Below are 21,135 nucleotides of genomic sequence, written 5' to 3'. Positions count from 1 at the left end.
TGATGATCGAGGACGAGCCGGAGATCCGGCGTTTCGTGCGCATGGCGCTGGAGAGCGAAGGCATGGAAGTGTTCGACGCCGCCACGCTGCAGCGCGGCCTCATCGACGCCGCCACGCGCCGGCCCGAGCTGGTGGTGCTGGACCTGGGCCTGCCCGACGGCGACGGGCTGGACTTCATCCGCGAGTTCCGCGGCTGGTCGCAGGCGCCGGTGCTGGTGCTGTCGGCCCGCGAGGGCGAGGAGCGCAAGGTGCAGGCGCTGGATGCCGGCGCCGACGACTACCTCGTGAAGCCCTTCGGCGTGGCCGAGCTGCTGGCGCGCGTGCGCGTGCAGCTGCGCCGGCATGGCGGCGGTGCCCATGCGGCCGACCCGGTGCTGCGTTTCGGCCCCATCGCCGTGGACCGCGCGCTGCGCACCGTCACGCGTGATGGCGAGGAACTGCACCTCACGCCCATCGAGTACCGGCTGCTGCAGGAGCTCGCCACCGCGCCGGGCCGCGTGCTGACCCACCAGCATCTGCTGAAAGCCGTGTGGGGGCCGGGCCATGCCGAGGATGTGCACTACGTGCGCGTGCACATGGCCAATCTGCGCAAGAAGATCGAGGCCGACCCCAATCGGCCGCAGTGGCTGGTGACCGAAGCCGGCGTCGGCTATCGATTGAAAGTTTGAGCCCCTTGCCCAGTCCCGCCTCGCTGAACGCGGGCATGCCCGGTCGATCCCCCGAGGGGATGGCGATGCAAGCGGCATCAAGCCGCTTGCACATCGCCAGACGGGCCTGCTTGGGAGCGGCCCGGCGCTCGGCCCAACGCGAGCAACACTTAAACGGCAGCGCCCACCCTGTTGAACGACACCGGCGGCCGCGGCAGCGAGTCGCCCCAGCGGCGGTAGGCTTCGCGCGCGAAGCGATGCAGCTGACGGGCGCGCTGCGGCAGGTCGCGCACCAGCTCCTGCTGGCGGGGCATCAAGGACATCTCAAGATTCGAGGCTGGCACCGCAAGAGCGCGTCAAACTCCGCCCATGAACCCGGAAGACCTCTTGAAGCTCGTCACCACCGAGATGCCCTTCGGCAAGCACCAGGGCACGCTGCTCGCCGACCTGCCGGGCAGCTACCTCGGCTGGTTCGCGCGTGAAGGCTTTCCCAAGGGCCAGATCGGTCGCTTGCTGGCCTTGATGTACGAGCTGGACCACAACGACTTGCGCGGCCTGCTGCAACCGCTGCGGCGCTGATGCCGCGCAACGCCCAGGCCGCGCTTTCGCCCGCCTGAACCGCGCACACGACGGTCTGTCGGATGTGCGTTTGCGGCGCCGGGCCGCCTGCCTAACCTGCTGGCAACACACAACAGGAGGTGGCCATGCTGCAGATACAAAACGTCAGCAAGACGTTCGGAAAACTCCGGGCCGTGGACGGCGTGACGCTGGACTTGCAGCCCGGCGTCGTGGGCCTCATCGGCCACAACGGCGCGGGCAAGAGCACGCTGATGCAGATGCTGGCGACGCTGACGCCGCCCACCAGCGGCCGCGTCCTGCTGGACGGCGAGGACATCGTCGCCAAGCCCGAACTGATGCGCAGTCGTCTGGGCTATCTGCCGCAGGACTTCGGCGTCTATGCGCACCTGACGGCGCTGGAGTTCCTGCAGTACTTCGCCGCGCTGAAGGGCATTCGCGATGCGCGCCGGCTGCACCAGCTGCTGGAGCTGGTGAACCTGCATGAGCAGGCGAACCGGCCGGCCATCGGCTTCTCGGGCGGCATGCGCCAGCGGCTGGGCATCGCGCAGGCGCTGCTGAACGACCCCGATGTGCTCATCGTGGACGAGCCCACCGCGGGGCTGGACCCCGAGGAGCGCCTGCGCTTTCGCCATCTTCTGGGCGACCTGGGGCGGCGGCGCCTGGTCATCGTGTCCACGCACATCGTGTCTGACGTCGAGAACATGGCGGGCCACCTGGCCATCCTGCGCAACGGCCGGCTGGTGGCCTTCGAGACGCCCGACGCCGTGCTGGCGCGCGCGGCTGGCAAGGTCTGGACGGCCTTGCTCGCGCAGGCCGAGTACGAAGCGCTGCGCGCCCACGTGCAGGTGCTGCAGGCCCAGCCCCAGGGCGGCCTCGTGCAGGTGCGCATGGCCCACCCCAAGCGGCCGTTCGCCGAGGCCCAGCCCGCGCAAGCCAGCCTGGAGGAGGCGCTGATGGCCGACCGCTATGCCGATGCGCGGGTGGCCGCATGAGCACGTCACTCCCCAAGGCCCTGGTGGTCAACGAATGGCGGCTGCGCAGCCGGCGCGTCAGCACGCTGGTGATCCTGCTGGCCGTGGTGGCCGTGAGCTGGCTGATGGTGCTGGACCCGAAAAGCGGCGCCGCGATGATGGTGGTGCACAAGCAGCGCGTGGCCTACGAGAGCCAGGCGCTGGCGTTCGCGACCACGCTGATCGCGTCGCTGCTGTTCGGCCTGGCGGGCTTCTATCTCGCCCGCGGGCGCAGCCAGGAAGACCTGCGCACGGGCACCGCCAGCGTGCTGGCTGCCACGCCGGTGACGAACGCCCAACTGCTGGGCGCGCGCTGGCTGGGTGCATTCGGCTTCCTGCTGTCGCTGGGCACCGTGGTCATGCTGACCGCATGGGTGCTGCAATGGGTGCGCGGCGAGGGGCCACTGCAGCCGCTGCCCTATCTGCAGATGCTGTTGCTGGGCCTGGCACCGGGGCTGATGCTGTGCGCCAGCCTGGCCGTGCTGTCCGACGCCTGGGCGCCGCTGATGGGCAAGCGCGGTGACCTGCTGTACTGGGTGCTGTGGATGGTGCAGTTCGCGTTCATCCCCGCCTCGCTGGGGCAGGGCGCCATCCAGCTGAGCGGCTGGCAGGTGTTCGACATCAATGGCGTGTCGCCGCTGCTGGTGAGCCTGAGCCGGCTGATGGACGTGACCCATGTGCAGGTTGGCGGCGGGCCATTCGACGCCACGCTGCCCGTGCTGCACATGCCGGCGGGCCTGTGGAGCCGCGAGCTGGTGGCGCTGCGCCTGGGTTCCATGCTGCTGGCGCTGCTGCCGCTGGTGCCGGCGGTGCTGGCCTTCCACCGCTACGCACCGGACCGCGTGAAGCTGCGCAACCCGGCCGGCCGCTGGCGCGTGGCGCAGGCGCTGCAGTGGCTGCTGAGCCCGCTGATGCGTCCGTTCACGCGGGCGCTGGGCCTGGTGCTGCAGTTGGCGGCACGCCTGCCCGGCGTGCCGGGTCGCTGGCTGGCCGACGTGGGCCTGGTGCTGCTGAGTCAGCCGCTGCTGGCGCTGGCGATGTGCGGCTGCGCCGTTGCATCGGCCTTCGTGCCTGCCGACGCGCTGACCGGCGTGCTGGCGATGGCTCTGGTCGCCTGGGGCATGGCGGTGGCCGACGTCAGCTCGCGAGACCTGCAGAGCGGCACGTCGGCCCTGGCCAGCGCGGTGCCGGGCGGTGCGCGCGAGCGCGATTGGCGCCTGCTGCTGACGGCCTTCGGTCTGGGCTTGCTGCTGAGCGCTCCGGCGCTCTTCCGCTGGCTGGTGGACGCACCGTGGAGCGCGGCCGCCTGCGTGGCCGGCCTGCTGTTCCTCAGCACGGCGGCGGCGCTGCTGGGCCGGCTGACGCAGGGCTCGCGCACCTTCCTCGCGCTGTTCCTGTTCGGCCTGTACCTGAGTCTGCAGAACACGGGCGTCGCAGCGCTGGATGTGTTGGGCCTGGCCGGCGATGCCAGCCCAGCCAGCGTGGCGGGCTTTGCAGTCGCGGGTCTTGTGGGTGTCGTCGCGACGTTGGGCCTGTCCCGGCTGCGTCGGACCTGAGCCGGCGGTCATGGCCTACAGCGTCAGTGGCCGGAATGGCGCAAGATGTGAGCATCATGAACGCATGGTGGCTCTCGCTTCCGCTGTTGTGCGCCGCGCTTGCCGGTGTGGCGCAGGCCGAGGATCTGCCTCGCTCGCCGGCCTGCCGCACGGCCGTCGCCGCGCTGGAGCAGGCGGAGGACGCACTGGCCGACAGCGCGGCCTCCGCGCCGCGCCGCCAACGCGACGATGTGGCCGCGAAGCTGAAGCCGCTGCGCCAGCGCGTGGCCGATGCCTGCCTGGGCGGCATGACCACGTCGCCGCCGCCGTCCCAGCGCACGTGGATACCCCCTGCGCCCGTGGCTCGTGCCGAGCCGCTGGCGCCGCGCGCCCAGCCCCGGCCGCTGCCACCGCTGGACCTGCCGCGCACGGACCCCCCGGTCACCATCACGCACTGCAACGCCGCCACCTGCACGGCCAGCGACGGCTCCACGCTGACCCGCGTGGGCCCGGGGCTCGTGGGGCCCAAGGGCACGTGCACCGTGCAAGGCATGTTCCTGCGCTGCCCCTGAAAGCCATGTCACAAACCTGAGGTCTGTTCCGTCATGATCCGTTGCCACTTCCGCCAACGACATGACCGCCGACTCCAGCGCCGCCGACCGCGCCCGACGCTTTGACCGTGAACACGCCCGCCGCCTGCGCGCGCTGGCCTACCGCATGCTGGGCTCGCGAGCCGAGGCCGAGGACATCGTGCAGGAGGCCTGGCTGCGCTGGGCCGAGGTGGACGAGGCCGAGGTGCTCAACGACGGCGCCTTCCTGACGCGGCTGGTGACCAACCTGTGCCTGGACCAGCTGCGCTCCGCCGCCGCGCGGCGCGTGCAGTACGTGGGCGTGTGGCTGCCCGAGCCCATGCTGGAGGACGAGGCCTTGTTCGGCTGGGCGCCGGGGCCCGAGAAGCAGGCCGAGTTCGCGCAGGATGTGTCCATCGCCTTCCTGCTGGCGCTGGAGCGGCTGTCCCCTCTGGAGCGCGCTGCCTTCCTGCTGCACGACGTGTTCGACATGGACTACGACGAGATTGGGCGCCACCTGGACCGCAGCGAGGCCAGCTGCCGCCAGCTCGTCACCCGCGCACGCAAGCACGTGAAGGCCGACTACGCGCGCCGCGACGTGGCCAAGGAAGAGGCCGACCGGCTGGTCCAGGCCTTCATGGACGCGGTGCGCAGCGCCGACGTGTCGGCGCTGACGGCGCTGCTCACCGAGGACGCCGTGATGATGGCCGACGGCGGCGGCAAGGTCAGCGCGGTCCCGAAGCCGCTGCACGGCGGCGCGCGCATCGCGCAGATCTTCATCGGCTTCACGCAATTGCCGGCCGGCCGCCACTGCCGCATGGTGCCCGCGATGGTCAACGGCCTGCCGGGCTGCCTGGTGCTGGACGACGCCGCCGGCGGCCGGCTGGTGCAGACCATTGCGCTGGCGCCGGCGCAGGAAGACGGCCGCCTGGGGGCGCTGTACATCCAGCGCAATCCGGACAAGCTGGAGGCCATCGAACGAAAGTTGGCCGGCTGACGTCACAAACCCGCGGGCTGCCCCGTCTTGAGGATGAGCGCTTCCCTTTCTCTCAACCTCAACTCAGACAGGACCTCACCATGAGCGACGCCCGCATCGACTACTTCTCCCAGTCCGCCACGCTGTTCAACAAGTACCTGGCCTTCAGCATGGCCTTCCAGCTGGACCCGACGCTGTCCCTGCTGATCGACATCCGCGCATCGCAACTGAACGGCTGTGCCTTCTGCCTGGACATGCATGTCAAGCAGGCCAAGATCCACGGCGAGCGTGAACTGCGCCTGCACCATGTGGCCATCTGGCGCGAGTCGCCGCTGTTCACACCCAAGGAGCGGGCCGCGCTGGCCTGGACCGAGGCGCTGACCCGCATCGCGCCCGAAGGCATCTCCGACGCCGCCTACGCCGAGGCGCGCGAGCACTTCGGCGAGCAGGAGCTGTCGGACCTGACCTGGCGCGTGGCCGCCATCAACGGCTGGAACCGCATGAACGTGGCCTTCCGCATGGCGCCGGGCACGCGGGACGGGGCGTTCGGGCTGGAAAAGGCCGGGTTGGCCTGATCAGCCCTTCTTGTTGGCGGCCGCGGCCGCCTTGAACAAGGCTTTCAACGCCTTCTCGTCCAGCGTCGCGCTTTCGCGGAAGTCGATGGCGCGGCGCACGTTGCCGTCCAGGCTGGAATTGAACAGGCCGGCCGGGTCGGGCAGGGCGGCGCCCTTGGGAAAGGTCATCTTCACGGTGGCCTTGTAGGCCTCGCCGGTGCACAGGATGCCATTGCTGGACCAGACCGGGTTGGCCCATTTCCATTCTTCGACGGCATCGGGCACGGCCTCCAGCAGCAGCGCGCGCAGCCGCGCGAGCAGCGGGCCGCGCCAGCCGCCCAGCTCCTCGATGCGCTGGTCGATGAGCGCGCTGGCGGCGTCGCCGGATGGGGCTGCGGCCTTCTTCATGCGCGCCCCGACTGGATCATCTTCCAGCCATTGCCGGACGGATCGCGGAAGCCCGCGTCCACGTTGCCGTAGCGCTCGGTGGGCTCCTGTGTGAACTCCACGCCGCGCGCCTTCAACTGCGCGTGGACCGCGCGGCAGTCGCTGACCTGCAGCACCAGCGGCGGCATCGCACCCTTGGCGACGATGGCGTGCAGCGCCTGCGCGGTGGCCTCGTCGTGCACAGGCGGGCCGGGCAGGAACAGGCCCAGCTGGAAGCCGGGCTGGTCGGGGTGCTGCACGGTCAGCCAGCGGTAGGGGCCGTTGCCCACGTCGGTGTGCACCTTGAAGCCCAGCTTGTCGACATAGAAGGCCAGGGCTTCGGCCTGGTCGCGCACATAGAGGCCGACGACTTGGATGGCTTGGATCATTTGGGTTGCTCCTGCTTTGATGGCTTGGGAGACTCATTTGTATCGGCCGCCTCGCGACGGCGCTTCTCCGAAACTGCTGTCCTGAGATCGGGGCGCTGCGCTGCCTGCAGCACGCAATGCGGCATGCGCCCGAGTTCGGGCGCCAGGCCGCGCGACTGCTCGCGCATGTCGCCGGGGCTGGTGCCGGTGATGTCGCGAAAGATGCGGCCGAATGTGCCCAGGCTCGCCCAGCCGGTCTGGAAGGCGATGTCGGTGATGGGCAGCTCGGTCTCGCGCAGCAGCGCCACGGCGCGCTCTATGCGGCGCGTCAGCAAGTAGCGGTGCGGCGGCAGCCCGAAGGCCTGCTTGAAGCTGCGCGAGAAATGCGCCGGCGACACGTCGCTGATGCTGGCCAGCCGCTCGACGGTCCATTCCTCGTTCGAGGCGGCGTCCATGCGGTCCTTGGCGCGCAGCAGGCGGCGCAACAGCCGCGGATCCTGGAGATCGGTCATGCGCCGCATTCTCGGCCGCTATGCTCGCCGGCCATGCTGAACCCGCAAGTGCTTGCAACGCTGTCCGTGGCCGACGCGGCCGGGCCACGCCACGTCAGCGCGGCCAGCGGGCTGGTTCGCCTTGGGGCGCGGCTGTATGTCGTTGCCGACGATGAGCACCAGCTGGGCGAGTTCGATGCCTCCGGCGCGGGCACGCTGCATGCGCTGTTCGAGGGCGAGCTGCCCGATGACCCCAAGGCCCGCAAGGCGGCCAAGCCCGATCTGGAGGCGCTGGCGCTGCTGCCACCGTTCGACGGCCATCCGCACGGTGCGCTGCTGGCGCTGGGATCTGGCTCGCGCCCGCAGCGTGAACGCGCGGTCCTGCTGGCGCTGGACGCAGCGGGCGAACTGCAGCGGCGCGCGCAGCAGGTCGATTTCGCGCCGCTGTACGCCGCGCTGCATGCCCGGCACGCCAAGCTCAACATCGAAGGCGCCTTCGTCGCGGCCGGCTGCTTGTGCCTGCTGCAGCGCGGCAGCGGCGCAGACCCCGTCAACGAGCTGATCCGTTTCGACTGGTCGGCCGTGCTGGCCTGGTTGCGCGGTGGACCGGCGCCGGCGCCCATGGCCGGCACGCGCTACGCGCTGGGCGACCTCGACGGCGTGCCGTTGTGCTTCACCGACGGCGCCGCGCTGCCCGACGGCGGCTGGGTGTTCAGTGCCGCCGCCGAGGCCACAGACGACAACTACGCCGACGGCCCCTGCGGCGGCTCGGCCGTGGGCGTCGTGGCGGCCGACGGCCGGCTGCGCGGCCTCTGGCCGCTGTCCCTGCGCTGCAAGGCCGAGGGCATCGCCGCCACCGTGGCGGATGGCCGGTTGCAGCTGTGGCTGGTGACCGACGCCGACGATCGCGCCGCGCCGGCGCTGCTGCTGTCGGCCAGCCTGGACCTGGATTCCCTGTCTCCCTGACCTCAACACCGCACGCCATGTTCAAAGCCATTGCTGTCGCTTCCCTGTTCGCCGCACTGGGCGGCGCCTACGCCCAGGCGCTGCCGCCCGACCCGGTCGCCGCGCTGGTGGACCAGCTGGACCTGGAGAAGTACAAGGCCACCATCAAGGGCCTGACCCGCTTCGGCGACCGCAAGCAGGGCACGCAGCGCAACCGCGATGCGCTGGACTGGATAGAGGCGCAGCTGAAGAGCCACGGCTGCACGAACACCGAGCGGCTGCGCTACGAGTTCACCGAGCCGGCTCGCCGCAACCCGGCGCAACTGCAGCCCGTGCGCGCCGCCGGCCCGGCGGCGCAGGGCGGCGGCACGCTGTTCGGCAAGCGCGCGCCCATAGGCGTCAACACCGACCCGCTGGCCCAGCCCGACGAGAAGCTGCGCGCGCTGAACGGCGAGTCCACGCCGCTGGGCACCGGCCTGCGCGAGAGCGTCTACTGCACCAAGGTCGGCGCCACGCGACCGGACGAGATGTACATCGTGTCCGCCCACATGGACGGCATCGGTTACGGCGAGGCCGCCAACGACGACGGTTCGGGCACGGCACTCGTCATGGAACTGGCGCGTATCTTCAACGCGCCGGGCGTCACGACGGAGCGCTCCATCCGCTTGATCCTCTGGAACAACGAGGAGACCGGGCTGAACGGCGCCCACGCCTATGTTGCGCAGCGCAAGGACCTGCAGGGCCTCGAGTCGCCCAAGGGCTCGGGCCGCTACCCCGAGCCGACCTGGCTGGGCGTCATCCAGCACGACATGCTGCTGTTCGACCACGGCATGCCCATCCCCAAGCTGGACGCCGCCGGCAAGCCCGTGCTGGACGCCAAGGGCCAGCCCGTCTACACCGCGCCCAAGGAGCAACGTGCCGAGGCCGACGTGAACATCGAGTTCCAGGTCAGCGCCAGGCAAGCCGACGGCGCCGCCAAGCTGGCCTGGGCGCTGCGTGCTGCCAACGAGAAGTACGCGACCGACTACCCGGCGGCCGTGGGCAACCGCATGACCAACACCGACTCCGTGCCCTTCATGGACCTGGTGCCGGCGATCTCCGTGCGCGAGAACGAACGCGGCATGCAGATCGGTGCCGGCTGGAACCCGCACTGGCACCAGCCCACCGATCTGTACTCGACGTACTCGGACAAGGACTTCCTGCTGGGCCTGAATGCCGCGCAGACGACGCTGGCGGCGGTCGCGCAACTCGCAGGCGCGCAGGTCAAGCCCTGACCCCTGGACAATTTGTCCGCCCGCATTCGCGGGGATGCGCGATTGTTGCAACTCGATACAGTTGCGACCACTGCGCGGTTGCTAATGGCTCCATGCGCGGGCAGCAGATGTCGCAGGGTCCTGTCATGACCTGAAGCGCACGCAGGGAGGGGATAGGTCAATTGGCCATTCGTGGGTCCGCCGTTGCGGGCCCGTCCTCATCCCATGTCCTGCGGACGTTTTTTGCAGCGCTCAAGCAGCGCGGCATCGCGGCCCGTGGGCAACCGTTGCCTGCCGTTCCGTGGAAGCCTGTACCGCTCTTGCCCGCCCCCTGGATCTGAAGCCTGCGCCTGAGGTGCGCGACGCCGCCGACCTCATCGTCGAAGCCCTCGCCGCGCTGGGCGTCGAATACGTGTTCGGCGTGCCGGGCGGCGCCATCGAGCCGCTGTACAACGCGCTGGCCCGCAGCGCCCGACGTGGCGGCCCGCAGGCCATCGTGGCCCGCAACGAGCAGGGCGCCGCCTACATGGCCGACGGCTATGCCCGCGAGACCGGCAAGCTGGGCGTGTGCATCGCGACCTCGGGCCCAGGCGCCACCAACCTGATCACCGGCGTGGCCTGCGCCTACGACAACAACGTGCCCATGCTGGTCATCACGGGCCAGCCGCCGATCAAGAACTTCGGCAAGGGCGCGCTGCAGGAGTCCAGCTGCACGGGCATCAACACGATGGCCATGTTCCGCCCGTGCACGCGCTACAACTCGCTGGTCTCGCATGCCGAGCAGCTGCCCACCAAGCTGTTCAACGCGCTGATGCAGGCGCAGCGCGCGCCCAGCGGGCCGGCCCACCTGTCCATCCCGGTGGACATCATGCGCACGCCGCTGGAGGGCGACCTCGACATGCCCGACTTCGCCGGCCTGCTGCGCCGCGCGCCAGCGCTGGTGGACCTGCCCGCCGTGCGCCAGCTGGCCCGGTTGCTGTTCTCTGCCCGCCAGCCGGTCTGGCTGATCGGCGATGGCTGCGGTGAGGCTGCTGCCGACCTGATGCAGCTGGTGCAGCGCACCGACGGCCGCTTCATCACGACGCCCGACGGCAAGGGCTTCATCAACCCGCGCCATCCGCGCTTCCGCGGCGTGTTCGGCTTCGGCGGCCATGCCACCGCGGCCGAGCTGTTGCAGGATGAACCCGACCTCGTCATCGCGCTGGGCACCGGCTTCGGCGAGTTCAACAGCGGCGGCTGGAGCGCTGCGCTGTTGAACAGCCGGCTCGTGCACGTGGATGACAGCGACGAGAACCTGATGCGCTCGCCGATGGCGCGGCTGCACGTGCGTGGCCACATCAAGTCGGTCTGTGAGCAGCTGATCGCGCTGCTGGCGCCGGCGAGCAATGGGCCCGAGGCGCAGTTGCTGCCCTTCATGCACCCGCAGATGGCACGCCAGGCCTATGACGCGATGGTGGACAGCCCGCAGGCCGCGCACGGCGACAGCGCGCCCGTCAAGCCGCAGCGCCTGATGACGGCGCTGAGCGAGGGCTGCCCGCCGCAGACGCGGTTTGTGGCCGACGCCGGCAACAGCGCCGCGTGGGCGGTGCACTACCTCGCACCGCACGACAAGCGCAGCGGCCGCATGCCGGGCGGCGCCTATCTGCCGACCGGCCAGGAACGGCGCACGCGTCACAGCAGCTGGCTGCGCGTGACCATGGACTTCGCGCCCATGGGCTGGGCCATAGGCTCGGCCGTGGGCATCGCGATGGCCAACCGCCGCTGCCCGGTGGTGTGCCTGACCGGCGACGGCAGCTACCTGATGAACGGCCAGGAGATCACGGTCGCCGCCGAACTGAGCCTGCCGGTGCTGTACGTGGTGCTGAACGACGGCGCGCTGGGCATGGTCAAGCACGGCCAGCGCCTGGCGGGCGCCGAGCCCATCGGCTTCCAGCTGCCCAAGGTGGACTTCGCGCTCATGGCGCAGTCCATGGGCATCCCGGGCGTGGTGGTGCGCTCGTCGGCGGACCTGGACGCGCTGGACTTCCGGGCGCTGCTGTCGCGCGGTGGGCCGACGCTGATTGATGTGCGCATCGACGGCGATGAAGTGCCGCCGATGAACCTCCGAATGAAAACCCTGGGAACAGCAAAGTGAAAACGACGATGACGCAGATGCTTGCAGGCAAGAAGGCCCTGATCACGGGCGGCAACAGTGGCATCGGCCTGGCAACGGCCAAGCTCTTTTTGGAGCAAGGTGCCAGCGTGATGATCACCGGCCGCGACGAGGCGACGCTGGCTTCGGCCCGCAGCTCGCTGGGCAACGACGTGCTGGCCGAGCGCAGCGATGCCGGCAAGCTGGCCGACATCGACCGGTTGATGTCGCAGGTGAAGGCGCGCTTCGAGCACCTCGACGTGCTGGTGCTGAACGCCACCGGGGGCTCGCCCATGCCCATGGCGCTGATGACGGAAGACCAGTTCGACGCGATGAACAACGTCGCCTTCAAGGGCGTGTTCTTCGCCATCCAGCGCGCGCTGCCGCTGCTGCGTCCGGGCGCTTCCATCGTCGTGACGACCTCCATCGCCAACCAGGTCGGCGCGCCGGGCTTTTCGGCCTACGCGGCCTGCAAGGCGGCTGCGCGCTCGTTGGTGCGCACTGCCAGCCTGGAGCTGGCCCCGATGGGCGTGCGCGTCAACGCAGTCTGCCCCGGGCCGGTCGACACCCCCGGATTCGGCCGCTGGGACGTGCCCCGCGAAATGGTGGATGCCGCGCGTGCCGACCTGACGCGGCGCTCGCCGCTGCAACGCTTCGGCACGGCCGAGGAAGTCGCCAACGCGGTGCTGTACCTTGCCTCGCCGGCCTCGTCGTACGTGGTGGGCACGGAGCTGGTCGTGGACGGCGGCTTCAGCCAGTTGATGTGATGGCCGAGGCACGACTGGAGCAGGTCCGTACGCGCATCTGGCGCGAGGAGTCGGAGCCAGCCGACCGTTTCGCCACGCGCGCCGCGTGGTGCCGTGGCTACGACGTGTACGGTGACATGCTGGGCCGCGCCCGCTGGGTCGACATGCTTTGGCTGCTGTTCCGCGAGGAGGCGGCCACCGACGCACAGGCCCGTCTGCTGGAGGCGTTGGCCGTGGCCCTGGCGAATGCCGGGCCGCGCGACGCGGCAGTGCATGCGGCGATGTGCTCGGGGCTGGGGCGCTCCCCGGCCGCGGCCGCGTTGATGGCGGCGCTGGCCGTGGGTGCCGGCCGCCACGGTGGCGCCCAGGAAGTTGCCGCTGCCATGAGTCTCTGGGCCGACATGCCGCCGACCGACGACGTGCCTTCGTGGGCAGCACGCTGGTTGTCCGCGGCGGCACCCACGTCGGCGATCTGGTCCGAGACCGACCACCCGCCGGGCTTCGAGCCCAACGGGGTGGTCAGCGCCGGCATCGTTCGCGCTGCCTTGCAGCGCCTGGCCGAGATCGGCGACGGCCCGCGCCTGCGCTGGCTGGCTGAACGGCGCGGTGACATCGAGGCGGCGGTGAAGTTGCCGCTGGCGATGTCGGGCGTGGCGGCGGCTGCGCTCTGCGACCTGGGCTTCGGCCCGGAACAGGGCGAGATGCTGCATCTGCTGCTGCGCCTTCCTGGCGCGGCGGCCCATGCGCTGGAGCAGCGCGCCGGCAGCTACAAGGACTTTCCGTTCTTCGCACTGGACCTGCAGGACGACCCGTTGAAGGAGGCCGCATGAGCGACCACCGCACATCCCCGCTTGAACGTCACGCCGGCCGGCTGCGCACCCGCATGGGCGGCGCCTTCGTGGGCCAGCGTGCTGTGTTCCGTGGTCACGACCTGCACGCCGACCTGGCCAGCATGGACTGGCTGGCGCTGTATGTCTTCGGCATCACCGGCCAGCGCTACACGCCTGCGCAGATCAAGGTGCTGCATGCGATCTGGGTCTACACGAGCTACCCGGATGCGCGCATTTGGAACAACCGCGTAGCCGCATTGGCCGGCAGCGCGCGCAGTTCTGGCACGTTGGGCGTGGCGGCAGCGCTGGCCGTGTCCGAGGCCGAGATTTACGGCCGCGGCATCGACATCCGCGCCGCCAGCTTCATCCAGCGGGCACAACAGGTGATCGCCTCGGGCGCGAGTCTGGATGACTGCGTGCGTGATGAACTGAAGCGCCACCGCGCCATCGCCGGTTACGGGCGCCCCATCGCAGCCGGCGACGAGCGCATCGCGCCGATGCTGCGCCTGGTCGAGCAGGAAGGGCTGGCCCAGGGGCCGCACCTGCAGGCGGCGCTGGCCGTCGAGAAGCATCTGCAGGAGGGCCGCTGGCGGCTGCGCATGAACTACGCCGCGCTGACGGCCGCGTTGACGTCGGACATGGGGTTCACGCCCCGCCAGCACTACCAGTACGGCTTCCCGGCCTTCCTGGCCGGCATGCAACCCTGCTACATCGAGGCCAGCGAGCAGCCGGCCGGCGCGCTGTTGCCGCTGGCCTGCGATCACGTGGCCTACGAGGGCCAGGCGCCGCGGGCCTGGGGCGGCTAGAAGCGGTACATCAACTGCACATCCAGCGCACGGCCGGCCATCGGCAGGTCGTGCGGGATGCCGGTGCTGGCCAGGCTGGGCTCGCGCACGTCGGCATCGAGCAGGTTGCGCACCGAGACGGCGAGGTCCCAGCCCGATTGCTGCAGCGAGGTGCGCAGCGTCAGGTCGGCGCTGGTGTAGTCGGGCACGGCGGGCCGTGCATCGCCCGCGGCGCGCAGGCGGCCCGACACGCGCTTGACCTGGCCGCTCAGGGCCCAGCCTTTGTCGAAATGCCAGTCGGCGCGCAAATAGGCCATGTGATGCGGCGCGTAGCCGGCATCCTGCCCTGTGCTCTCGTCCACCGCGCGCTGGTAGGCGTAGTGGCCCGCCAGCCGCAGGTTGCGCGCCACGTCGGCTACCAGCTCCAGCTCGAAGCCGTGGCCACGCTGCTTGCCGAGGTTGGTGTACTCGGAGGTGCCGCCGCCGATGCTGGCCGCACGGATGATGTCGGTCATCACGTAGCGGAAGGCGCTGGCCTGCAGCTGCACCTCGCCGCTGAGCTGCCAGCTGACATGGGCTTCGGCGGTGCTGATGCGTTCCGGCTTCAGCGCCGGATTGCCGCGCATGACCGGGTTGTTGATGCTGTATTCCTCAGAGAACGACGGTGCCCGGAAGGCGCGGCCAAGCAGCAGCTTGGCGGTGATGTCCAGGCTGGCGTCCCAGACCAGCGCCATGCGCGGGTTGGTGGTGCTGCCGAAGTCGCTGTACTGGTCGCGCCGCACGCCGGCCGTCAACGTCCAGTCCGGCGCCACGCTCCACTCGTCCTGCAGATAGGCGTAGCTGACGCGGCGCCGCTGCGGCGTGGCGAAGGACTTGTCGACGGGGAACTCCACCAGTTGCCCGCCCGGCGTCGGCATCGGCAGCCCCTTGGCCGGGCCGGAGTCGATGATGGTGAAATTCTTGAACTCCTGGGTGCGATACATGTCCAGGTCGTCATGGCCCACGCCCATCCGCAGCTGATGGCCGGCCCAGCCGCCGTAGCCCAGCACGGCCGACACGCGGGTCTGCCGCTCCCAGGTGTTGGGCGCGCCTAGCATGCCGCTGGGGAAGGCGCCGCCAAATGATCCGGGCGGGAAGACCTGCAAGGGTTGGGTGAACTGGTTGACGAACTGGAAGTAGCTGCCCGTCAAGTTCAGCATCAGCTCGGGGGCGAGTTCCAGGTCTGACAGAGATGCGCTGGCGTTCCAGCGCTGGTTGCGCCCCTTGCCGACCGGGTCCAGCGCACCGCCGGCGCCAGCGCCGGTGCCCACGTCGTCCCGCAGCGTGTAGCCGGTGCGTACGCGCAGCTTGCCGTAGTTGCCCTCGACATGGGCATCCACCGCGTCGTGCCCGGTGTTTACCGGCCCGGGGGCCAGGCTGGCCTTGGTGCCGAACAGCGCGTCCAGGCTGCTTTGCGCGTCGGCCTGCACGATCTCCTTGAAGCCGTCGGTTCGGCCGGCGCGCAGGTACGCGGCCACCTTCACGGGGCCCATCGCACCGCCGTACTGCACCCAGCCGTCATGGCTGGCGAACGAACCGGCGCGCAGGCCCAGCTCCAGCCCTTGCAGGTCGGCCGGGCCCTTGGTGACGATGTTGATGACGCCGGCGTAGGCGTCGGCGCCGTACAGCGCCGAGCCCGGGCCTCGGATGACCTCGATGCGTGCGATGTTGGCGACGGGCATGCCCGCCCAGATCGTGCCGCGGTTGCCGATGAACATCGTCGTCATCGGCACACCGTTGTAGAGCACCAGCGTCTGCGCGTTGAACTCGCTGTAGATGCCACGCACGACGTACAGCGGGTTGTAGCCCTGGTTGTTGCGGCCCACGTGAATGCCGGGCACGGTGGCCAGCACCTGGTCGAGGTCGGTTGCGCCCATCATCGCGATGTCCTGCGCGGTGATGACGCTGGCCACGGCGGGTGCGCGCCGAAGCGACTGCGAGGTGCCGGTGGCGATGCTGACGGTGGCCTTGTCACCGTAGACCTGGGCCAGTTCCTCTTCTTCGCTTGGCGTCTGGGCGAGCGCAGCTCCGGCGTTGCAGCCGAGGCTTGCGAGGACCACCAAACCAACGAAAGGTCTCATTGCTGGCTTCTCCGAGGGGGCGGTGACGGGCGCGTATTGTGCTGTCATCCGGGCTGTCCTTGAGCCGGCCGCAAGCCGTCATGAAGCGATCGTGAACTACGCCACGCGACTCGCGCCAAGCCCGTCTCACGCGGCGTGCCGGCATGCGGCCGATGGGCTGCTCGTGCGCGGCCCCGGACTCAGCGTCTGGCGGCGTTGGAACGGGCGTGCTCGCTGATGCCCCGCAACGCGGCCATGTCCGGGGTTGATACGGTTGCCGTGTCGGCAGAGGCAAGACCTGGCGCCTTGACCCGTGATCGCCAGGCTCTCCTTCGTCGCGGCAGCCTTGGCAGTTTCCCGAACACCGTGGATGGAGGCCGGCACACGAGTCACTTCGGCGCTGGGGTCATCTGCATAATGCGCCCGGCCCCACCCGCTATCGCCCTTGTCCGCATCCTTCACTTGAAAGCCCACGGTTGCCCTTCCGAAGCCACGCGCCGTGCGCTGCTGCGACAGGCCGTTGGAGGCATTGCGGCGCTGGCCGGAGGCAGCGCCCTGGGGGCGGATGCGGGTCGATCCGTGGCGGTCGTTTACCCCAGCCTGGGTGAGCCGTTCAAGCAGATCTTCGCGACCATCCTCGATGGCATCGAGGACCGGCTGGGCAATGGCGTGACCAGCGTCGCGGTGACCGACGCGGCCACGCCGGCCGGTATCGCGGAAGACTTGCGCAAGCGCGACATCAAGGTGCTGATCGGCCTTGGCCGCGGTGGCATGCGCATCGCCGCGGCGCTGGCCGCGGAGCTGTCGGTGCTGGTGGGGTGTGTGGTGTCGGTGCAGGAGGCCGAGTCGCGCGCCTTCCCGGTCTACACGCTGGCCCCCGACCCGGCGCTGCTGCTGACCCGGCTGAAAAAGCTGATGCCCACCGCGCGGCGCGTGCACATCGTCTACGACCCGCGCCTGAACGGCTGGCTGGTGAAGCTGGCGCGCGATGCCGCCAAGGCCGAGGGGCTGGAGCTGCTGGCGCAGGAGGCGGCCGACCAGGCCGGCGCGCTGCGCATCTACACGCAGCTGCTGGCGGGGGCCGACCCGGCCCGCGATGCGTTATGGCTGCCGCAGGATCCCACCACGGTGGACGACAACGCGGTGCTGCCGCTGGTGTTGCGCGAGGGCTGGAACCGCAACATCGCCGTGTTCTCGAGTCATCTCGCCCATGTGCGCCGCGGCGCGCTGTTCTCTCTGTACCCCGACAACCGCGAACTGGGTCGATCGCTGGCCACCACGGCGCAGCGGCTGACCACCGCGCCGCGTTCTGCGGCGCCCGGGGTTCTGCCGTTGCGCCAGGCCCTGGCCGCCATCAACATCCGCACCGCAGCCCACCTGGGGCTTGACGTGGCGGTGGCGCAGTCCGGATTCGACATGGTCTACCCGTCCAACTGAGGCCTGCCTTGCCTGTATCTCCTCCCATCGACAGCCAGCCGCCGCGCCTCCTGCGGGACGAGGCGGAGCTGCCCGTGGCGGTCGCCGAGAGGCCCTGGCCACTGAACGTCTACGTGCGCTGGCTGCGCCAGACCTCGTTCCGCCGCCATCTCAGCGTCGCCGTCACGCTGGGCGCGCTGTGCCTGGCGCTGCTTATGGCCGCCGTCAACGCGTGGCAGGGCAGCCGCGTGCTGCGCGCCACGCTGATGGAGCAGGGCGGCCGCGTGGCCGCGAACCTGGCTTCCAACAGCGCGCTGGCGCTGATCTACGCGGCGGCCGACAACGCCGAGGAGGCCGTGCGTTCGTCGCTGGCCTTCCCGGACGTGACCGGCATCGAGATCCGCGACACGCGTGGCCGCATGCTGCTGGCGCTGGGCACCGGCGCGAACAAGCTGCCCGTCGCGGCGGAACCCGCTCGCGCGGCCAGCGAACCCTGGCTGGACCAGGAGAACGACGACAGCTGGGCCTTTGCCGCGCCGGTGTGGACGCGGCCCGAGGCTTCGCCGTTCGACGTGGAGCTGCGCCCGCCGCAGCTGCTGGGCCATGTGCGCGTCATCCAGAGCAAGGAGACGCTGCGGCGCACGCAGACCGAGCTGTTCCTGTCCAACTTCGCCGTGGCGCTGGGTCTGGCGACGCTGTTCCTGTTCGCCGTGCGCCTGCTGGCGCTGCGGCTGACCCGGCCGCTGATGGCGCTGGCGGCCGCGATGGAGAAGGTCGAGGGCGGCGACAGCGATGCCCGCGCACCGGCCGGCGGCCCGCGCGACATCGCCGCGATGGCGCACACCTTCAACCGCATGATCGGCTCGTTGCAGGAGCGCGAGACCGAGCTGGCCGCGCACCGCGACCATCTCGGCGAGCTGGTGCGCGACCGCACGTTGGAGCTCAGCGACGCCAAGGAGCGCGCCGAAGTGGCCAGCCGCGCCAAGAGCCAGTTCCTGGCGCGCATGAGCCACGAGCTGCGCACGCCGCTGAATGCGGTGATGGGCTATGCGCAGATCCTGAAAATGGAGAACGGCCTGACGCCCAAGCAGCGCAGCGGGCTGGACATCATTCACAGCAGCGGCCAGCACCTGCTGACGCTGATCGTCGACATCCTGGACCTGTCACGCATCGAGGCTGGCAAGGCCGAGCTGCGCATCGCGCCGGTGGACCTGGTGACCCGGCTGCACGCGGTGGCCGACATCGTGCGCGTGATGGCGCAGGACAAGCAGATCGCGCTGGACCTGCGGCTGGACGAGCGCCTGCCCGCCACCGTGCTGGCCGACGAGAAGCGGCTGAGCCAGATCCTCTTGAACCTGCTGGGCAACGCGGTCAAGTTCACGCATGTGGGCGGCGTCACGCTGAAGGCGCAGGCGCTGCCGGCGGCCGATGTGCCGGCCGGCATGGCGCTGCTGCGCTTCGAGGTGCACGACACCGGCGTGGGCATCGCGGCGGACCAGGTCGAGCGGCTGTTCGAACCCTTCGAGCAGGCCGGCAGCGCGGAGCAGCGCATAGGCGGCACGGGCCTCGGCCTGGCCATCAGCCGCCAGCTGGTGCGCATGATGGGCGGCGAGATCGGCCTGGAGAGCCGGTTGGGGCAGGGCAGCTGCTTCTGGTTCGAGGTGCAGGTTCCCACGGCCTGATCGGGGCTGCAGGGGCTGTCCTACAAGCACAAGCGGCCGCGCATACCGCGGGCGCGCTGACCTGCCTACACGGTCGGGCGGCCGGCGGGCGCACATTGACATCACCGCAGTGGTCATCCACGGAGGTCACGATGTCCCGCAATCCCCCCAGCACCATCGCTGCCATCGAACTGCCCGATGCCTTCGGTGGCAACGGCGATGAACAAGCCCATACCCAGTCCACCCACCTGCTGCACTTCGAGCCGTTGACGGCCGGTGATGCCAGTCTGGACATTCCCTGCGACCGCGAAGGGCGTGTCGGCCTGGATGCGTTGGGCGACAAACTGCGCAACGACTACTTCTTCGCGCGCACGCTGATCGGCCGGCTGTTCGCCGCGCCCACCGTACGCCTGGTGCCGCAGTTGGCCGCCCGCGTCTAGCGGCGGCGAATAGGCCGGGTCCTACGCAAGCGCAGCGGCACGCCCGACGGCGTGTCCGCGTGCCTCCCCCGAGGATGACGCTCCATGTCACACAACCCTCCCACCTTCTCGTGGCCACTGCAGTCGCTGCCCGTGGCCTCCGACGATGTCGTCGACACCGATCTGGACCTGTGCCTCAGCACGCCGTCCACGCTGGTCGTGAAAGCCAGGCTGGAAGTGGCCGAGCCGGATGCCGGCTCGCCGCGCAGCATGGATCTCGCGCTCGTCATCCCGCGCTCCAAATGCCGCGGTGAGCGGCCGCGCCTGGCCGCGCTGCTGGACGCTGCCCGCGCCGCTGTCGCCCGCACGACGCGGGCCGGCACCACGCCGCTGGCCTGCCTGCCGCGCCGCGTCATTGCGCTGGCCGGCGGCCGGCCGCATCTGGTCGCCGCGTTCGACGCGGCCTGATCGCGTCTTACACCTTCCTGTCGAGCCGCAGCGCCCGCGCCAGCGGTGCCAGTGTCGGCCCCTGGATCAGCAGCGACAGCAGCACCACGAGGAAGGCCACGTCGAACAACTGCCACGCGCCCGGCACGCCCGCCAGGACCGGGTAGGCCGCCAGCACAATGGGCCAGCCGCCCCGCAGCCCGGACCAGGCCACGAAGGCCTGCTCGCGCCAGCCAAAGCGCAGCGGCGCCAGGCAGGCCGCGATGCCCAGCGGCCGCGCCACCAGCATCAGCGCCGCCGCCACGCCCAGGCCCGGCACGACGAACTGCAACACCTCGTGCGGCGTCACCAGCAGGCCCAGCAGCAGGAACAGGCCGGCCTCGGCCAGCCAGGTGTAGCCGTTGAGCCCGGGCAGTGCGAGCTGGGCTTCGCGGTCGGCGTGGTGGCGCATGAACACGCCCGCGATGTACGCCGCCAGGAAGCCGGAGCCGCCCAGCGTGTTGGTCAACCCGAACAGCAGCAGGCCGAAGGCGGCCATCAGCAGCGCGGCCAGGCCGTCGTGGTCGTCCTGCAGTGGCAGGCGTTTCACGCAGGCCGCCGCGATCAGGCCCGCCGCAACGCCCATCACCAGTCCCAGTCCCAACTGCCGCAACAGCAGCGGGACCAGGATCTGCAGGCCTTCCACCTCGTCACTGCCGCCGCCGGCCTTCATCCACGTGATGAGGCCCACCGTCAGCACGATGGCCATGGGGTCGTTGACGGCCGATTCGACCTCGATGGTGGCCGCCAGCCGATGCGGCAGTGCCAGCTTGCTGGCGTTGAACTGCGCGAAAACCGCCGATGCGTCGGTGGACGACACGGCCGCGCCCAGCAGCAGGCCTTGCAGCCACGGCACGCCCAACAGGAGGCGCGCCGCGCCGGCAACGACGCCGGCTGTCACCAGCACGCCCAGCGTGGCCAGCAGCGCGGCCGGCGCCATGCCTATGCGCAGGAAGTTCCAGCGCGTGCGCAGCCCGCCGTCAAACAGGATGAGCACCAGCGCGAGATTGCCCACCAGCACGGCCGCGCCGTAGTTCTCGAAACGCAGGCCCAGCGGACCGTCGACGCCGGCCAGCATGCCCACGCCCATGAAGACGACCAGGTGCGACAGCCCGAAGCGGTGCGTGTAGAGCGCGCCGACGATGGCGGCGAGGACCAGGGCGGCGGCGACGGCCGTCAGGATGTCAGCGCCGCCGCCATGGCTCATGG

At 70.2% G+C, this 21,135-nt stretch carries 23 protein-coding genes; 17 read left to right on the top strand and 6 right to left on the bottom strand.

The window, feature by feature from the left end:
* The first annotated feature begins 2 nt into the window (after nt 1-2).
* Nucleotides 3-668, top strand: coding sequence for a response regulator (locus J2X21_RS16390; RefSeq protein ID WP_310330628.1), 666 nt, complete (start codon nt 3-5; stop codon nt 666-668).
* Between the two features lie 149 nt (nt 669-817).
* On the opposite strand, the gene J2X21_RS16385 is transcribed toward J2X21_RS16390, so the two are convergent.
* A complete protein-coding gene (locus J2X21_RS16385) occupies nt 818-970 on the bottom strand; it encodes a hypothetical protein (protein ID WP_310330390.1) in 153 nt (50 codons plus the stop codon).
* A gap of 46 nt (nt 971-1,016) precedes the next feature.
* Here J2X21_RS16385 and J2X21_RS16380 point away from each other — a divergent pair, with 46 nt between their 5' ends.
* The 6 genes from J2X21_RS16380 to J2X21_RS16355 all read left to right on the top strand — a co-directional run bounded on the left by J2X21_RS16380 (nt 1,017) and on the right by J2X21_RS16355 (nt 5,891).
* Entirely contained in the window at nt 1,017-1,226 is a 210-nt protein-coding gene (locus J2X21_RS16380; protein WP_310330388.1) for a DUF3820 family protein, read from the top strand.
* Between the two features lie 125 nt (nt 1,227-1,351).
* The gene (locus tag J2X21_RS16375) at nt 1,352-2,218 is read left to right on the top strand and encodes an ABC transporter ATP-binding protein (protein WP_310330387.1); all 867 of its coding nucleotides are present in this window, start codon (nt 1,352-1,354) and stop codon (nt 2,216-2,218) included.
* Nucleotides 2,215-3,792 carry a hypothetical protein gene (locus tag J2X21_RS16370; RefSeq protein WP_310330385.1) on the top strand — a complete coding sequence of 526 codons (1,578 nt, stop codon included), beginning with the start codon at nt 2,215-2,217 and terminating at the stop codon, nt 3,790-3,792. The genes J2X21_RS16375 and J2X21_RS16370 overlap by 4 nt, the downstream gene beginning before the upstream one ends.
* Before the next feature lie 56 nt (nt 3,793-3,848).
* Nucleotides 3,849-4,343 (top strand): hypothetical protein, encoded by a 495-nt coding sequence (locus J2X21_RS16365; RefSeq protein WP_310330383.1) that lies wholly within the window; start codon nt 3,849-3,851, stop codon nt 4,341-4,343.
* Between the two features lie 61 nt (nt 4,344-4,404).
* The gene (gene sigJ, locus J2X21_RS16360; RefSeq protein WP_310330382.1) at nt 4,405-5,337 is read left to right on the top strand and encodes an RNA polymerase sigma factor SigJ; all 933 of its coding nucleotides are present in this window, start codon (nt 4,405-4,407) and stop codon (nt 5,335-5,337) included.
* An 80-nt stretch (nt 5,338-5,417) separates the two neighbouring features.
* On the top strand, nt 5,418-5,891 hold the full coding sequence (locus J2X21_RS16355; RefSeq protein WP_310330380.1) for a carboxymuconolactone decarboxylase family protein: 474 nt from the start codon (nt 5,418-5,420) through the stop codon (nt 5,889-5,891).
* Here J2X21_RS16355 and J2X21_RS16350 read toward each other — a convergent pair whose 3' ends face one another.
* The 3 genes from J2X21_RS16350 to J2X21_RS16340 are packed head-to-tail and all read right to left on the bottom strand — an operon-like array spanning nt 5,892 to nt 7,176.
* The gene (locus tag J2X21_RS16350) at nt 5,892-6,278 is read right to left on the bottom strand and encodes a DUF1801 domain-containing protein (RefSeq protein WP_310330378.1); all 387 of its coding nucleotides are present in this window, start codon (nt 6,276-6,278) and stop codon (nt 5,892-5,894) included.
* A complete protein-coding gene (locus J2X21_RS16345) occupies nt 6,275-6,685 on the bottom strand; it encodes a VOC family protein (protein ID WP_310330377.1) in 411 nt (136 codons plus the stop codon). The genes J2X21_RS16350 and J2X21_RS16345 overlap by 4 nt, the downstream gene beginning before the upstream one ends.
* Nucleotides 6,682-7,176 carry a helix-turn-helix transcriptional regulator gene (locus J2X21_RS16340; protein WP_310330375.1) on the bottom strand — a complete coding sequence of 165 codons (495 nt, stop codon included), beginning with the start codon at nt 7,174-7,176 and terminating at the stop codon, nt 6,682-6,684. Before J2X21_RS16340 ends, J2X21_RS16345 begins: the two co-directional genes overlap by 4 nt.
* A gap of 33 nt (nt 7,177-7,209) precedes the next feature.
* Here J2X21_RS16340 and J2X21_RS16335 point away from each other — a divergent pair, with 33 nt between their 5' ends.
* The 6 genes from J2X21_RS16335 (at nt 7,210) to J2X21_RS16310 (ending at nt 13,866) form a co-directional block, all read left to right on the top strand.
* On the top strand, nt 7,210-8,121 hold the full coding sequence (locus tag J2X21_RS16335) for a DUF6929 family protein (protein WP_310330374.1): 912 nt from the start codon (nt 7,210-7,212) through the stop codon (nt 8,119-8,121).
* A gap of 17 nt (nt 8,122-8,138) precedes the next feature.
* Nucleotides 8,139-9,374 (top strand): M20/M25/M40 family metallo-hydrolase, encoded by a 1,236-nt coding sequence (locus J2X21_RS16330; RefSeq protein WP_310330372.1) that lies wholly within the window; start codon nt 8,139-8,141, stop codon nt 9,372-9,374.
* Between the two features lie 334 nt (nt 9,375-9,708).
* Nucleotides 9,709-11,487, top strand: coding sequence for a thiamine pyrophosphate-binding protein (locus tag J2X21_RS16325; protein ID WP_310330370.1), 1,779 nt, complete (start codon nt 9,709-9,711; stop codon nt 11,485-11,487).
* Between the two features lie 8 nt (nt 11,488-11,495).
* Complete coding sequence (locus J2X21_RS16320) at nt 11,496-12,251, top strand: SDR family oxidoreductase (protein WP_310330368.1); 756 nt, start codon at nt 11,496-11,498, stop codon at nt 12,249-12,251.
* Nucleotides 12,251-13,060, top strand: coding sequence for a citrate synthase family protein (locus J2X21_RS16315; RefSeq protein ID WP_310330366.1), 810 nt, complete (start codon nt 12,251-12,253; stop codon nt 13,058-13,060). Before J2X21_RS16320 ends, J2X21_RS16315 begins: the two co-directional genes overlap by 1 nt.
* Nucleotides 13,057-13,866 (top strand): citrate synthase family protein, encoded by an 810-nt coding sequence (locus tag J2X21_RS16310; protein ID WP_310330364.1) that lies wholly within the window; start codon nt 13,057-13,059, stop codon nt 13,864-13,866. Before J2X21_RS16315 ends, J2X21_RS16310 begins: the two co-directional genes overlap by 4 nt.
* On the opposite strand, the gene J2X21_RS16305 is transcribed toward J2X21_RS16310, so the two are convergent.
* Complete coding sequence (locus J2X21_RS16305) at nt 13,863-15,965, bottom strand: TonB-dependent receptor plug domain-containing protein (protein ID WP_310330362.1); 2,103 nt, start codon at nt 15,963-15,965, stop codon at nt 13,863-13,865. The two genes, J2X21_RS16310 and J2X21_RS16305, sit on opposite strands and share 4 nt — an antisense overlap.
* A 558-nt stretch (nt 15,966-16,523) precedes the next feature.
* On the opposite strand from J2X21_RS16305, the gene J2X21_RS16300 reads away from it, so the two are divergent.
* The 4 genes from J2X21_RS16300 to J2X21_RS16285 all read left to right on the top strand — a co-directional run bounded on the left by J2X21_RS16300 (nt 16,524) and on the right by J2X21_RS16285 (nt 19,908).
* Nucleotides 16,524-17,381: a hypothetical protein gene (locus J2X21_RS16300; RefSeq protein WP_310330360.1), complete on the top strand. Its 858-nt coding sequence runs from the start codon at nt 16,524-16,526 to the stop codon at nt 17,379-17,381.
* Nucleotides 17,382-17,389: 8 nt separating this feature from the next.
* Nucleotides 17,390-19,042, top strand: a complete 1,653-nt coding sequence (locus J2X21_RS16295; protein WP_310330358.1) for an ATP-binding protein — start codon at nt 17,390-17,392, stop codon at nt 19,040-19,042.
* 131 nt (nt 19,043-19,173) lie between these two features.
* A complete protein-coding gene (locus tag J2X21_RS16290) occupies nt 19,174-19,461 on the top strand; it encodes a hypothetical protein (RefSeq protein WP_310330355.1) in 288 nt (95 codons plus the stop codon).
* Between the two features lie 84 nt (nt 19,462-19,545).
* Nucleotides 19,546-19,908, top strand: coding sequence for a hypothetical protein (locus J2X21_RS16285; RefSeq protein ID WP_310330353.1), 363 nt, complete (start codon nt 19,546-19,548; stop codon nt 19,906-19,908).
* A gap of 7 nt (nt 19,909-19,915) precedes the next feature.
* Here the strand turns inward: J2X21_RS16285 and J2X21_RS16280 are convergent, their stop codons facing one another.
* Nucleotides 19,916-21,133: a potassium/proton antiporter gene (locus tag J2X21_RS16280; protein WP_310330351.1), complete on the bottom strand. Its 1,218-nt coding sequence runs from the start codon at nt 21,131-21,133 to the stop codon at nt 19,916-19,918.
* Nucleotides 21,134-21,135 lie beyond the last annotated feature (2 nt).

Origin of the sequence: Roseateles asaccharophilus, assembly GCF_031458115.1 — a bacterium.
Taxonomy (GTDB): domain Bacteria; phylum Pseudomonadota; class Gammaproteobacteria; order Burkholderiales; family Burkholderiaceae_C; genus Pelomonas; species Pelomonas asaccharophilus_A.
Note: the sequence above shows the minus strand (reverse complement) of the source record. Positions and strands in the feature narration are given on the sequence as shown.